This window comes from Pseudomonas versuta, from assembly GCF_001294575.1.
GTDB lineage: Bacteria > Pseudomonadota > Gammaproteobacteria > Pseudomonadales > Pseudomonadaceae > Aquipseudomonas > Aquipseudomonas versuta.
This window is the reverse complement of the sequence record NZ_CP012676.1, coordinates 4,593,810-4,607,053: the sequence shown is the minus strand read 5'-3', so window position 1 is coordinate 4,607,053 and position 13,244 is coordinate 4,593,810. Positions and strand designations below refer to the sequence as shown.

Sequence of the window (13,244 nt, the reverse complement as noted above, 5' to 3'; positions counted from 1 at the left end):
ACAGGTTGGCGCCGGTTTTTTATTCAACAGCCGTTAGAAGCCCGCCGCCATGCGTCCAGCCCGTGCCCTGATCGACCTTCAAGCCCTGCGTCATAACTACCAACTGGCCCGTGAAGTAACGGGGGCCAAAGCCCTCGCCGTGATCAAGGCCGACGCCTACGGCCACGGTGCCGTTCGCTGCGCCCGGGCCCTGGAGGCTGAAGCCGATGGCTTTGCGGTTGCCTGCATCGAAGAAGCACTGGAACTGCGGGCCGCCGGTATTCGCGCCCCGGTCCTGCTGCTTGAAGGTTTTTTTGAAGCCGATGAACTGCCGCTGATCGTCGAGAACGACTTCTGGTGTGTGGTGCATTCGCTGTGGCAACTCGACGCGATCGAGCAGACCGCATTCGCCAAACCGATTCAGGTGTGGTTAAAACTCGACAGCGGCATGCACCGCGTCGGTCTGCACCCAAGTGATTACAAAGCGGCCTACCAGCGCCTTCAAGCCAGCGGCAAAGTGGCGAAAATCGTGCTGATGAGCCACTTCGCCCGCGCCGATGAACTGGACTGCATCCGCAGTGAAGAGCAGTTGGCCGTGTTCCAGTCTGCCCGCGCGGACTTGTCTGCCGAGGTCAGCCTGCGCAACTCGCCGTCGATCCTTGGCTGGCCGACAACCCCAAGCGACTGGGTACGCCCGGGGCTCATGCTGTACGGGGCAACCCCGTTTGAAGAAGCCCACCCCCACGCCTCACGCCTGCAGCCGGTGATGACCCTGGAGTCCAAGGTCATTTGCGTACGCGAGTTGCCGGCAGGCGAACCTGTGGGCTACGGCGCCAGGTTCATCACAACCAGACCGATGCGCATCGGCGTAGTGGCCATGGGTTATGCCGATGGCTACCCGCGTCAGGCACCCACCGGCACTCCGGTCCTGGTGGCCGGCGTACGCACCCAGTTACTGGGGCGAGTGTCGATGGACATGCTGTGCATTGACCTCACCGATGTGCCGCAAGCCGGCCTCGGTTCGCCCGTCGAGTTGTGGGGCAAAAACATTCTGGCCAGCGAGGTGGCGGCCAAAGCCGAGACCATTCCTTACCAGATTTTTTGCAACCTGAAACGAGTACCACGCCTCTATTCCGGGAGCTGATGGGTTGTATCCAATATGCGGGGACAATTGGGCGTAAAGGTTTGAAGCCGAAGTGTTGTAAATACTGAACGCTATCGCCATGATGGCGGCTTCTCGACCTGAACCTGACCCCTAGGAGGCTCCCGCATTGGACGTCGGTGAACGACTGCAATCCATCCGCAAACTTAAAGGCTTGTCACAGCGTGAACTCGCCAAGCGTGCGGGCGTCACTAACAGCACTATTTCGATGATCGAAAAAAACAGTGTGAGCCCTTCAATAAGCTCCCTGAGAAAAGTGCTGAGTGGCATTCCAATGTCCATGGTCGAATTCTTTTCCGAAGAGATTCTTCAGGAAAATCCGACGCAAATTGTCTACAAAGCCAATGAACTGATCGACATCTCAGATGGTGCCGTGACCATGAAACTGGTGGGCAAGGCGCATCCGAGCCGGGCCATCGCCTTCCTTAACGAAATCTATCCACCGGGCGCCGATACCGGGGACGAAATGCTGACCCATGAAGGCGAAGAAACCGGAATCCTGGTTGAAGGGCGCCTGGAATTGACCGTAGGTCTTGAGACCTTCGTGCTTGAAGCAGGGGACAGCTACTATTTCGAAAGCTCCAAGCCGCACCGTTTCCGTAATCCGTTCGACGTTGCAGCGCGACTAATCAGCGCAGCCACCCCGGCGAATTTCTAAGAAAAGAGGCGCCCTGCTTACGGGCAGAGGCATCCGAAGCAGCATTTCGCCACCTCTAATCCCCCTTTGACTTTAGGGTTGTTTCAGAGTGGCGGGCTAACCGTTATACTTTTGCCGCCCGCGAAACCGTGGTTGTGGGCGTGAATAGCCACCATTGAGGGTGTACGCGTGAACCTAATTATGAAAATGCTGGCCGTACCAGCAACTGTATTGGCCCTTTGGGCAGTCAACGCTCAAGCGTCGACCAACGATGACATCGCAAAACGTCTTGAGCCTGTAGGCAAAGTCTGTGTTCAGGGCCAAGAATGCAAAGGGATGGATGTCGTTGCTTCCACTGGTGGTGGCGCAGCCCAGAGCCCCGACGACATCATCGCCAAGCACTGCAACGCGTGCCACGGCACAGGTTTGTTGGGTGCACCGAAAATCGGTGACACCGCAGCCTGGAAAGAACGTGCCGATCACCAGGGCGGCCTTGACGGCATCCTGGCCAAGGCCATTACCGGGATCAATGCCATGCCGCCCAAAGGCACGTGCATGACATGTTCCGACGAAGAATTGAAAGGCGCCATCGAGAAGATGTCCGGTTTGAAATAAGCCGATCTTCAGAAAAAAAGCCGCTGATGGGCGGCTTTTTTATGCCTGGCATTTAAAGCACCAGCCCTTTGCCGCTCCTTGCTCTTTGCAACCAACACCGGTCACTCTCTGTCACATCTCTATACACGGATGGTCTAGGAGGGTCAGATGGTGCAGTCCTGTTCGATCGAGCGCGCAGTCGATGATGTGCTCGCACGTTTACCGATGCATATTCACCTCGGTTTACCGCTGGGTCTGGGCAAGGCCAATCGTTTCGTCAACGCACTGTATCAGCGGATCAAACTGCTGCCCGAACGGCGCCTGACGATCTACACCGCACTGAGCCTTGGCCGTCCGCCACTGGGCGACGGGTTGCAGCGCCGCTTTCTCGAACCCTTTGTTGAACGGGTGTTTGGCGACTATATCGAGCTCGATTACCTGGCCGACCTGCATCGCAACACTTTGCCGGGCAACATTCACGTCGAGCAGTTCTTTATGCAGCCGGGCAGTCTGCTCAATAGCCCGGCGGCACAACAGGATTACGTCAGTAGCAACTACAGCCACGCCGCCCGCGATATCAACGCCAATGGCTTGAATCTGGTGGCGCAACTGGTCGCCCGCGACCCGCAGGATGCCCGTCGCCTGAGCCTGAGCCTGAGCTGCAACCCGGATGTCACCCTCGATTTACTGCCCATGATCGCCAGGCGCCGGGCTGCAGGCGAAACCGTTCTGATATTGGGCCACGTGCACAGCGACTTGCCCTACATGCCAGGCGACTCTGTACTAGATATCGAAGATTTTGACCTGCTGATCGACGAAGATGAGCGCACCACGCTGTTTTCTACCCCCAATATGCCGGTGAGCCTGCAAGACCATTTTATCGGCCTGCACGCCAGCACCCTGGTCCGTGATGGCGGCACGCTACAGATTGGCATTGGCTCGATGGGCGATGCGCTGAGCGCTGCATTGCTCGCGCGTCAGGGCGACAACGACGGCTACCGGGCCTTGCTCGGCGATATCGATGTAACCCCATGGCGCTCGCTGATTGAACGCGAAGGCGGAGTCGAGCCGTTCGCCCGGGGTCTGTATGGCTGTAGCGAGATGTTTGTGCACGGGCTGATGGTGTTGGCGGACGCAGGTATTGTGCGGCGCAAGGTGTACCCGGATGTCGAGCGTCAGACGCAGGCCAATGCAGGCACCCTCGACGAAAGCCTGAACACCGATGGCATCAGCGTTCACGGTGGCTTCATCCTGGGCCCGGCGAGCTTTTACCAGCGCCTGCGGGAGCTGACGCTAAGCAAACGCTCTGAATTCAACATGACGGCCATCAGCTACATTAACGAGCTGTATGGTCATGAAGACCTGAAGCGTCTGCAGCGGCGCGATGCGCGCTTTGTGAACAGCGCCTTCACCGCTACCTTGCTCGGCTCTGCCGTCGCCGATCAGCTGGAAGACGGACGAGTGCTCAGCGGGGTCGGCGGCCAGTACAACTTTGTTGCCCAGGGCCATGCGCTGCATGATGCACGCTCGGTGATCATCCTGCGCAGCTGGCGCGAATCGGGTGGCGACGTGAGTTCCAACATCGTCTGGGAATACGGCCACTGCACCATACCGCGCCATTTACGCGACATCGTGATAACTGAATATGGCATCGCTGATCTGCGCGGCAAGACCGATCGCCACGTCATCGAGGCGATGCTTTGCATCACCGACTCGCGCTTCCAGGCCGAACTGATCGAGCAGGCGCAGCAAGTCGGCAAATTGCCCAAGGACTTTTGCCTCGACCCGCGATTTGCCGACAACAGCCCCGAGCGCTTGCAAGCGATTGCCGCGCGCCATCCGCACTTATTCCCGGAGTACCCGCTGGGCAGCGATTTCAGTGCCCAGGAGCAAGACCTGCTGCGGGCACTGAACTGGCTCAAGAGCAAATTCAAACTCACGCAGATCTATGAACTGGGCAAAGCCACGCTGGACGCACCTTCTGCACAAGCCTTCCCCGAACACCTCGCGCGCATGGGGCTTGAAAAGCCCGAGGGACTGCGCGAAGAGCTGTATCAACGTCTGCTGCTGGCGGGGTTGCAGGCAACCGCAAAGACCAACAACTGATACCTGTCACCTGTAGCAGCGAGCTTGCTCGCGAGATCTTCGTTGCTGCGTTGGAAGAGCTCGCTCCTGCAGGGAGGCGGTGTCAGTCGATAAAGGTGACTTTGCCGTCAGCCAGGGATTTGACCCGTGCCAATGACTCAACGCGATAGCCTTGCGCATCCAGTTCGGCACGGCCGCCCTGGAACGACTTCTCGATCACGATACCCAGACCGGCAACAGTTGCGCCCGCTTGTTTGATGATCGAAATCAGCGCCTGCGAGGCTTTGCCGTTGGCCAGGAAATCATCGATAACCAGTACGCGGTCGCTGCTGGTCAAGTGACGCGGGGAAATCGCCACGGTGCTTTCGGTTTGCTTGGTGAACGAATACACCGTGGCCGACAGCAGGTTTTCCGTCAGGGTCAGTGACTGGTGCTTGCGTGCGAAGATCACCGGCACACCCAGGTTCAGGCCCGTCATCACCGCCGGGGCAATGCCCGAAGCTTCGATGGTAACGATCTTGGTGATGCCCGCATCCTTGAACAAACGCGCGAACTCATCGCCAATCTGCTTCATCAGGTACGGATCAATCTGATGGTTCAAGAAGGCGTCGACCTTCAAAACCTGATCGGAAAGCACGATGCCTTCTTCGCGAATTTTCTTGTGCAGTGCTTCCAACGTAACGTCCTCAAATAGCGCTTATGCGCTGAAGGTAGAGTAAAAAATAGTCGATTTTAGCGTTTTAGCATGGCGCGTATATCGGCCAATGCCGTATTTCCGCGAACCGCTTTGACTTCGGTGGGGGTGTCGTCGTTGCCTTCCCAGGCCAGGTCGTCCGGCGGCAACTCATCAAGGAAGCGACTAGGCGCACAATCGATGATTTCGCCGTACTGCTTGCGCTTTGCCGCAAAGGTAAACGCCAGGGTCTCACGGGCACGGGTAATGCCCACGTAGGCCAGCCGGCGCTCTTCTTCAATGGTGTCGGCTTCGATGCTGGAGCGGTGCGGCAGAATCTCTTCTTCCATGCCCATGATGAACACGTAAGGGAACTCCAGACCTTTGGAGGCGTGCAGCGTCATCATTTGCACGCCCTCGGCACCGTCTTCCTCTTCTTGCTGGCGTTCGAGCATGTCGCGCAACACCAGCTTGCCGATGGCTTCCTCGATAGTCATGGCACCGTCTTCGTCTTTCTCGAGGGTGTTTTTCAACGCCTCGACCAGGAACCAGACGTTAGACATACGATAGTCAGCGGCTTTATCGCTTGAGCTGTTTGTGCGCAGCCAGTTCTCGTAGTCGATGTCCATGATCATGCTGCGCAGCGCCGCAATCGGGTCTTCTCCCGAACATTGCTGGCGAACACGGTCCATAAAGCGCTTGAACCGCGCCAGACGGTCGGTAAAACGGGCATCCAGATGCTCACCCAGACCTATCTCGTCGGTGGCCGCATACATCGAGATTTTGCGCTCGGTGGCGTAGTTGCCCAGCTTTTCGAGGGTGGTCGAGCCGATTTCGCGACGTGGAACGTTGATCACCCGCAGGAAGGCGTTGTCGTCATCCGGGTTCACGATCAGGCGAAAGTAGGCCATCAGGTCTTTCACTTCCTGACGCCCGAAGAAGCTGTTACCGCCCGACAAGCGGTATGGGATCTGATGATGCTGCAGCTTCAGCTCGATCAGTTTTGCCTGATAGTTGCCGCGATACAGGATCGCAAAGTCACTGTAAGGCCGATCGGTGCGCAAATGCAGGGTCAGGATTTCAACAGCCACGCGCTCGGCTTCGGCGTCTTCATTGCGGCAGCGGATGACCCGGACTTCGTCGCCGTGGCCCATCTCACTCCACAGTTGCTTCTCGAACGCATGGGGGTTGTTGGAGATCAGCACGTTGGCGCAGCGCAGAATGCGGCTGGTGGAGCGATAGTTTTGCTCCAGCATCACCACTTTCAGGGACGGATAGTCGTCCTTGAGCAACATCAGGTTTTCCGGGCGGGCACCGCGCCAGGCGTAGATCGACTGGTCATCGTCACCCACCACAGTGAACTGATTACGGGTACCGATCAGGTACTTCACCAACAAATACTGGCTGGCGTTGGTGTCCTGATATTCGTCCACCAGCAGGTAGCGGACTTTGTTCTGCCACTTTTCCCGAATGTCGGCGTGCTCTTCGAAGAGCTTTACCGGCAGCAGAATCAGGTCGTCAAAGTCCACTGCGTTGTAGGCTTTAAGCGTTCGCTGGTAGTGGGTGTAGACAATGGCCGCCGTCTGCTCCTTGGGGTTGCGGGCGTTTTCCAGCGCCTGGGGCGGCAGGATCAGATCGTTTTTCCACGAGCCGATCATGTTCTTGATCTCGTCGACCCCGTCGTCGCCCGAGTATTCCTTTTGCATGATGTCGGTCATCAACGCTTTGACATCGGCCTCGTCAAAGATCGAGAAACCCGGCTTGTAGCCCAGCCGCGCATGCTCCTTGCGGATGATGTTGAGCCCCAGATTATGGAACGTACACACCGTCAGGCCACGGCCCTCGCCCTTCTTGAGCAAGGTGCCGACCCGCTCTTTCATCTCGCGCGCGGCTTTATTGGTAAAAGTCATGGCGACGATGTACTGGGCACGGATGCCGCAGTTCTGAATCAGGTGCGCGATTTTGCGGGTAATCACGCTGGTTTTGCCGGAGCCTGCGCCGGCGAGCACCAAAAGAGGGCCGCCGACGTAGCTCACGGCTTCTTGCTGCCGGGGATTGAGTCGGGACATGACGAAAATAGGGGTCGTGTGCAAAAAGGGCAGGCATTTTAACAGGCTGAGCAGATATTGCTGCCCCTGTGCGACAGTGTGACGTGGCACTCTATCTAAATTTGCCGCTTTTGTTACTTTGCCGCAGGATACCCAAGTGTTTTGGTCTACCGTTTGGTATGTACTGACCTCGCGCATTTGAGAACCGGTATCATTTGCCATGTGCCAATGGCACGTCATAATGCCCATCGCCTGAATTTATGCAGAGTCTAGGGAGCTAGCTTGTCCAAGCATGTTGAACCCTTGCGTTTGCTGTTACTGGCCGAGGAGCCCTCTTGGGCTGCGCTAGTACGCGAGTGTCTGGCGCCCATGGGAAATACGGTCGTACTGATATGCGCGCCGGGCTGGGAGTCGATCAGCTACCTGTTCGAAAACGACCGCAATGCGCTGCTGCTGACCACCCCGGCGCTGCAGCCCGCGCCGGGTCGATGCCGCCTGTCCACCATTTTGTTGCTGGACAGCGAGCCAGAGGTTGCGCCCCAAGGGGTCAGCGACTGGTTGATCGGTGCAAGCCTGAACACCGATGTTCTGCGACGCTGTTTGCGCCATGTGCGCGAACGCGGTGTGCTTGAGCACACCTTGTTGCGGCTGGCCGAAGAAGACCCGCTAACCGGCATCGCCAACCGACAGGGGTTCCAGACCCTGCTGGCAGTGCGACTGGCCGAAAGTGACGGGCGCGGCATTGCCCTCGGGCACCTGGACCTCGACAATTTTCGTCACGCTAACGATGCCCTCGGGCATCAGGCCGGTGACCGTCTGATCCTGCAAGTCGTGGCACGCCTCAAAAGCCAGCTCGAAGCCGGCGATCAGATCGCCAGGTTGGGCAGCGATGAATTTGCCCTGCTGATCGACACCCGCCGCGCACCCGAGCGGGCCGAATGGATCGCCGAACGTATCACCGAAGTCATGGGCGAGCCCTACTGGATCGACGGTGAAAGCTTGCTGATCGGTTGCAGCCTTGGCATTGCCCATGCGCGGGCCAACGCCGGGGCCGATCCATTAATGTGGCACGCACACATCGCCATGCAGCAGGCCAAAAGCACCCAGGGCTGCACCTTCCACGTGTTCGACGAGCGCATCAATCGTAATGCCCGCAGCCTGGCCGACCTCGAAAGCGAGCTGCGTCGGGCCTTGCGCCGTGACGAACTGGAACTGCACTACCAGCCGCGCCTGGATTTGGGTACGGGCAACATTGTCGGGCTCGAAGCACTGGTACGCTGGCGCCACACCGAGCGCGGCTTGCTCGCACCCAACGAATTCGTGCCATTGGCCGAGCAAAGCGGACTGATCGTGCCGCTGGGTTACTGGGTGATTTCCCGGGCCCTGCGCGATATGCAGGCCCTGCGCGAACGCGGCCTGCAGGCGCTGCACATGGCGGTCAACCTGTCGTTCCGGCAGTTCCAGGACAGCCAGCTGCTGTCGACGCTCAGTCGGCTGATCACCGAGCGCGGGGTTGAAGCCCAGTGGCTGGAATTCGAACTGACCGAAACGGCGGTCATGCGCCGCAGTGACCTGGTAAAACAAACCATGGATGCCCTGGGAAGGCTGGGGGTACGCTTCTCGCTGGACGACTTCGGCACCGGGTTCTCATCGTTCGTGCACCTGAACAGCCTGCCGATTGCGCTGCTGAAAATCGACAAAAGCTTTGTTGGCGGTATGGAAGACCGTGAAGAGAACCGCAAGCTGGTCCACGCGATGATCAACCTGGCCCACAACCTGAAACTGGAAGTGGTTGCCGAAGGCGTCGAAACCCCTGAGCAACTGTCATTACTGCGCGATTTTGGCTGTGATCAGGTACAGGGCTACTTCATCAGCAGGCCGCTGCCGCTGGCAGATCTGGTGGAATTTTTGACCCTGGGCGAGCAGCAAAAGATGCCGCAGGTTATCTAGCCGGCACCTGTAGGAGCGAGCTGTTCAACACGCTAGCCAGGAGCTCGCGAGCAGGCTCGCTCCTACAGGTTCAACATGCCATCTCGGCCATTTTCGACACCTTGCTCTCACGCTTTAACATGCGCCGCATCTTCCACTCGAACGCCAGCGTCAGGCTTACCGACGAACAAGCCAGGCCCAATGCCAGGCCCCACCACACGCCAGTCGGGCCCCAGCCAAACGTGAATGCCAGCAGCCAGGCCATCGGCGCACCAATGGCCCAATAGCAAAACAGGCCGACAAGGAAGGTGGTCCTGGCATCCTTGAGCCCGCGGATAGCGCCCATCGCAATGGTTTGCACCCCATCGAACAGCTCAAACCATGCCGCGACCGCCAGCAGGCTGATCGCCAGCTCGAACACCGGGCGGAACGCCGGATCGTTGTAATCCAGAAACAGACCAATCAACTGGCTCGGCCAGAACCAGAACACCACTGAAAAACCGAGCATAATCACCGCGCCGCAACCAATCCCGACCCGGCCCGCCAAGCGCGCCCGGAGCAAATCGCCACCGCCATAGTGCTGACCGATACGCATGGTAATTGCATAAGACAACCCGGCCGGGACCATGAACGCTGCGGACACAATTTGCAGGGCAATCTGGTGGGCTGCCAGTTGAGTGCTGCCCATGGTGCCCATGCACAGGGCTGCAAAGGCAAACAACCCGACCTCCACAGCGTAGGTCCCGCCAATCGGCAGGCCCAGGCGCCACAGTTCCCGCAGGTAAGTCAGATTAATCCGCGACAGACCATTGCGAATCGGATACGCGTCGTAGGCCGGATGCCGATGGATATGCCAGGCCAGACCCGCGGCCATGCAGGTCGCCACGATCGCAGTAACCAGACCGATGCCCGTCAGGCCCAACCGGGGCAGGCCGAACATGCCGGTAATCAGCGCGTAATTGAGCAGGAAATTGGCGACGGTGCCGATCAGGCTGATCACCATTACCGGCGTCGCGCGCCCCATGGCGCTGGTAAATCCGCGCAATGCCATAAACGTCATATAGCCCGGCAGGGCAAACGGCAACAGCAGCAAAAACTGGCCGGCGGCTTCAACGTTGGTCGGCGTCTGCCCAAACAGCAACAGCAACGGCTTGATATTCCACAGCATCAACGCGCCGCCCAGCGCCAGCGCCCAGGCCAGCCACAATCCGGCCTGGGTCAGGCGGGTCGCGCCTTCAATGTCGCCACCCCCCTGGCGAATCGATACCAAGGTACCCACGGCGGCAATCACGCCAATGCAGAAAATCGACACAAAGGAATAGCTCGCCGCCCCCAGGCTCCCGCCCGCCAGAGCCTCCGGGCTCAGGCGGGCCATCATCAGCGTGTCGGTAAGCACCATCAGCATGTGAGCCAACTGCGAGGCAATCAGCGGCCCTGCCAGCCGCAAGATGGCCCGGAGTTCGATACGTGCAGGATGCTTTTTGATCATCGTCTGGATTTCTTAAGGTGCATTGAAAGGCTTGATTCTCGGTGCGCTGAGTGTTTTAAGCAAAGGGATAAAAACGATCAATGGCATGATTAAAACTCATGCAGCTGCCTGATATCAGGACTTGCTCCACTCCAGCCCCGGAATATGCGCCCATGTCTCGTAGTCTTCCTCCGCTTTATGCCTTGCGCGCCTTTGAAGCCGCAGCCCGTCATAGTTCGTTCACCCGGGCGGGCGAAGAGCTGTCGATTACCCAGAGTGCGGTGAGCCGGCATATCAAAACCCTCGAAGAGCATTTTGCCTGCCGCTTGTTCCAGCGCAGCGGTCGCAACCTGCAACTCACTGAATCCGCGCGCCTGCTGTTGCCCGGTGTTCGCGAAGGTTTCAGTGCACTGGAGCGGGCCTGTATTACCTTGCGGGCCGAAGATGACATCTTGCGCATGAAGGCACCCTCGACCCTGACCATGCGCTGGCTGCTGGCCCGACTGAGTCGTTTTCGCCAGTTGCAGCCGGGCAACGAAGTGCAACTGACCAGTGCGTGGATGGACATCGATCACGTTGACTTCAATCAGGAACCGTTCGACTGCGCAGTACTTCTGGGCAATGGCCACTTTCCACCCGATTGGGAGGCCACGCTGCTGTTCCCGGAGATGCTGATTCCGGTCGGCGCCCCCAATTTGCAGGACGACCAGCCATGGGATGCCAGGCGGCTGGCAGGCACCGAACTGCTGCACCCGACGCCCGACCGTCGCGACTGGCGCCGCTGGCTCGACTGCATGGGCCTGAGCGGGCAAGTGTCACTCAAGGGCGGGCAAGTCTTCGACACCCTGGAGCTGGGCATGATCGCCGCCGCCCGCGGCTACGGCATCTCGATGGGCGACCTGCTGATGGTCGCCGAAGACGTCGCTCAAAACCGTTTAAGCCTGCCCTTTCGGACCGCTGTGGCCAGTGGCGAAAACTACTACCTGGTCTGGCCAAAAACCCGACCCGGCGGCGAACGGTTGAAGCGCCTCAGCGACTTTCTGCAACACGAAGTGGCTGCCATGGAACTGCCAGTGGTCAAGCGAATGGTGTGAAGCCCGCTACCCACTGACCGGCCGATACTGCAACGCCTCTGCCAGGTGCTTGCGTTCTATGCATTGCGCTTGCTCCAGATCCGCCAGGGTGCGCGCCACTTTCAGCAACCGGTGGGCGGCCCGCAGGGACAAGGTCATGCGCTCACAGGCGGTCTCCAGCCAGGTGCTATCCACGTCACTCAACCTGCACTGAGTACGCACACCGGGAAGATCCAGAAAGGCATTGGCACACCCCTGGCGTTGCAACTGCCGTTCACGGGCACCCGCCACTGAAGCAGCGGCGCTGGCAGTGCTGGCGCCACAGGCAAGCGCGGGGTTGAGTGAGGTGGTTTCCCGGGCCACTGTCAGATGCAGGTCGATGCGATCAAGCAAGGGGCCGGAGAGTTTGTTGCGGTACCGCTGAATTTGCTCCGGGGTACAGCGACAATGGCCCGTGGCCTCGCCCAGATATCCACAGGGGCAGGGGTTCATCGCGGCAACCAGCTGGAAGCGCGCCGGAAACCGCATTCGATCACGGGCCCGGGCGATCACGATAAAACCCGACTCCATCGGCTCTCTGAGCACCTCCAGCACTTTGCGGTCGAACTCGGGCAGCTCATCGAGAAACAGTACCCCGTGGTGCGCCAGAGTAATCTCCCCTGGCTGCGGTTTAGAGCCACCGCCCACCAGTGCCGGGCCAGACGCCGAATGGTGCGGCTGACGAAACGGGCGCTGCGGCCAACAACTCAAGGGCACATGGCTGGCTACCGACTGGATGGCCGCCACCTCCAGCGCCTCTTGCTCGTTGAGTGGCGGCAATAAACCCGGGAGACGACTGGCCAGCAGGGTTTTGCCGGTGCCGGGCGGCCCGGTGAACAATAAATTGTGGCTGCCTGCGGCGGCGATCAATAACGCCCGTTTAGCCGAGAGCTGGCCTTGTACATCGCTCAAGTCCGGATAAGGCATGTTTACCCGCAACAAGCCGCTGGCAGCATAAGGCTCAATCACCGTACGACCTGCGAAATGTGCCACTGCCTGTAACAAGTGCTCGACCGCGATTACCGTCAGCCCGGAGGCCAGACAGGCTTCCTCTGCATTGGCCAGTGGCACCACCAGCGCCCGGCCCGCCGCCCGTGCTGCCAGGGCAGCAGGCAACACGCCCTGAACCGACCTGATGGCGCCCGACAAGGCCAGCTCCCCCAGACACTCAACGTGCGTCAGCACCGCAGCGGGAATTTGCCCGCTGGCGGCCAGGATGCCCAGGGCAATGGCCAGGTCAAAGCGCCCGCCGTCCTTGGGCAGGTCGGCGGGCGCCAGATTGAGCGTGATACGCCTCGCCGGGAAATCAAACCCGGAATTAAGAATCGCGCTGCGTACCCGGTCCTTGCTTTCCCTGACCGCGGTTTCGGGCAGCCCGACCAGCGTCAGGGCCGGCAATCCATTGGCCAGATGCGCTTCGACCGTGACGGCCGGCGCCTCGACGCCTGTTTGAGCACGGCTGTAAACGATGGCCAGCGACATGACTCACTCCTTGAGCTCGCAAAAATCGCATCCTGCGGGAATAGGGCGTTAGCGTCAGGGTGCGAATGGATACCG

Annotated in this window: 10 protein-coding genes; 6 read left to right on the top strand and 4 right to left on the bottom strand. The window is 59.3% G+C overall.

All coding sequences use genetic code 11. The features are described 5' to 3' along the window. Nucleotides 1-49 precede the first annotated feature (49 nt). From alr to AOC04_RS20580, 4 genes are all read left to right on the top strand, one after another. The gene (gene alr / locus AOC04_RS20595) at nucleotides 50-1,123 is read left to right on the top strand and encodes an alanine racemase (protein ID WP_060696410.1); all 1,074 of its coding nucleotides are present in this window, start codon (nucleotides 50-52) and stop codon (nucleotides 1,121-1,123) included. 127 nt (nucleotides 1,124-1,250) lie between these two features. Then, entirely contained in the window at nucleotides 1,251-1,799 is a 549-nt protein-coding gene (locus AOC04_RS20590) for a cupin domain-containing protein (RefSeq protein ID WP_016782677.1), read from the top strand. A 180-nt stretch (nucleotides 1,800-1,979) separates the two neighbouring features. Then, entirely contained in the window at nucleotides 1,980-2,393 is a 414-nt protein-coding gene (locus AOC04_RS20585; protein WP_060696409.1) for a c-type cytochrome, read from the top strand. Between the two features lie 147 nt (nucleotides 2,394-2,540). After that, nucleotides 2,541-4,478: an acetyl-CoA hydrolase/transferase C-terminal domain-containing protein gene (locus AOC04_RS20580; protein WP_060696408.1), complete on the top strand. Its 1,938-nt coding sequence runs from the start codon at nucleotides 2,541-2,543 to the stop codon at nucleotides 4,476-4,478. Between the two features lie 82 nt (nucleotides 4,479-4,560). Here AOC04_RS20580 and AOC04_RS20575 read toward each other — a convergent pair whose 3' ends face one another. Together AOC04_RS20575 and rep are read right to left on the bottom strand one after the other, a co-directional pair. Further along, nucleotides 4,561-5,133 (bottom strand): xanthine phosphoribosyltransferase, encoded by a 573-nt coding sequence (locus tag AOC04_RS20575; protein ID WP_060696407.1) that lies wholly within the window; start codon nucleotides 5,131-5,133, stop codon nucleotides 4,561-4,563. A gap of 56 nt (nucleotides 5,134-5,189) precedes the next feature. Then, entirely contained in the window at nucleotides 5,190-7,199 is a 2,010-nt protein-coding gene (rep, locus tag AOC04_RS20570) for a DNA helicase Rep (RefSeq protein ID WP_060696406.1), read from the bottom strand. Nucleotides 7,200-7,460: 261 nt separating this feature from the next. Between rep and AOC04_RS20565 the strand changes: the two genes are divergently transcribed. Continuing rightward, on the top strand, nucleotides 7,461-9,128 hold the full coding sequence (locus AOC04_RS20565) for a putative bifunctional diguanylate cyclase/phosphodiesterase (RefSeq protein ID WP_060696405.1): 1,668 nt from the start codon (nucleotides 7,461-7,463) through the stop codon (nucleotides 9,126-9,128). 70 nt (nucleotides 9,129-9,198) lie between these two features. Here AOC04_RS20565 and AOC04_RS20560 read toward each other — a convergent pair whose 3' ends face one another. Next, complete coding sequence (locus AOC04_RS20560; RefSeq protein ID WP_060696404.1) at nucleotides 9,199-10,596, bottom strand: NorM family multidrug efflux MATE transporter; 1,398 nt, start codon at nucleotides 10,594-10,596, stop codon at nucleotides 9,199-9,201. Between the two features lie 152 nt (nucleotides 10,597-10,748). On the opposite strand from AOC04_RS20560, the gene AOC04_RS20555 reads away from it, so the two are divergent. Continuing rightward, nucleotides 10,749-11,669 carry a LysR substrate-binding domain-containing protein gene (locus AOC04_RS20555; RefSeq protein ID WP_060696403.1) on the top strand — a complete coding sequence of 307 codons (921 nt, stop codon included), beginning with the start codon at nucleotides 10,749-10,751 and terminating at the stop codon, nucleotides 11,667-11,669. 6 nt (nucleotides 11,670-11,675) lie between these two features. On the opposite strand, the gene AOC04_RS20550 is transcribed toward AOC04_RS20555, so the two are convergent. After that, nucleotides 11,676-13,169, bottom strand: coding sequence for a YifB family Mg chelatase-like AAA ATPase (locus tag AOC04_RS20550; protein ID WP_060696402.1), 1,494 nt, complete (start codon nucleotides 13,167-13,169; stop codon nucleotides 11,676-11,678). Nucleotides 13,170-13,244 lie beyond the last annotated feature (75 nt).